Origin of the sequence: Streptomyces sp. BE303, from assembly GCF_036290945.1 — a bacterium.
Classification (GTDB): Bacteria; Actinomycetota; Actinomycetes; order Streptomycetales; family Streptomycetaceae; genus Kitasatospora.
Window position 1 is genome coordinate 1 of sequence record NZ_JAQYWZ010000599.1, and the last position, 913, is coordinate 913.

Genomic DNA, 913 nt, shown 5'->3' on the forward strand with positions numbered 1-913 from the left:
GACGTACCGGTCCCGCCCGGCCCGCCGCCCGCGGGCGGGCCCCGTCCGAGGAGCAACCGATGAGCGACCCGATCATCGTCGACGCCCACCACCACGTGTGGGACCTGGCCGTACGCGACCAGGAGTGGATCACCGGCGACGACCTCGCACCGCTGAGGCGCAGCTTCGCCCTGGCGGACCTGCGTCCGCAGGCCGAGCGGGCCGCGGTCGCCTCCACCATCCTCGTGCAGACGGTTCCGGTCGCCGAGGAGACGCCGGAGCTGCTGGCACAAGCGGCGTCCGACCCCTTGGTCGCCGGGGTCGTCGGGTGGACCGACCTCACCGCCGCCGACGTGGCGGAGCGGCTGGCCCGCCTGCGTGAGCTGCCGGGCGGTGAGTACCTGGTGGGCGTGCGCCACCAGGTCCAGGGCGAACCCGACCCCCACTGGCTGCTCCGTCCGGAGGTCCTGCGGGGGCTGGCCGCGGTCGCCGACGCGGGCCTGGTCTACGACCTGCTCGTGCTGCCGCACCAGTTGCCCGCGGCCACCGCCGCGGCCCGCCGCCTGCCCGGCCTCGCGTTCGTGCTCGACCACGCCGGCAAACCCGCCGTCGCGGTGGCGGAACTCCAACCGTGGGCGAGCCACATACAGAACCTGGCCGGCGAACGGAACGTCTCCTGCAAACTGTCCGGCCTGCTCACCGAGGCCGACTGGGAGCGCTGGGACATCGAGGACCTGCGCCCCTTCGCCGACACCGTCCTCGACACCTTCGGCCCGGACCGGGTGATGTTCGGCTCGGACTGGCCCGTGTGCACCCTGGCCGCCGACTACACCACCGTCGTGGACACCACACGCCGCCTGATCTCCCGACTCCACGCCCACGATCAGGCCCTGGTCCTCGGGGGCACGGCCGACCGCGTCTACCGGCTGAGGCC

1 protein-coding gene is annotated in these 913 nt (G+C 73.8%); it reads left to right on the forward strand.

Going from position 1 to position 913, the window contains the following annotated elements; all coding sequences use genetic code 11:
* Positions 1-59: 59 nt before the first annotated feature.
* On the forward strand, positions 60-913 hold an 854-nt coding region (locus PUR56_RS13350; protein WP_329949058.1), incomplete at its 3' end, for an amidohydrolase family protein.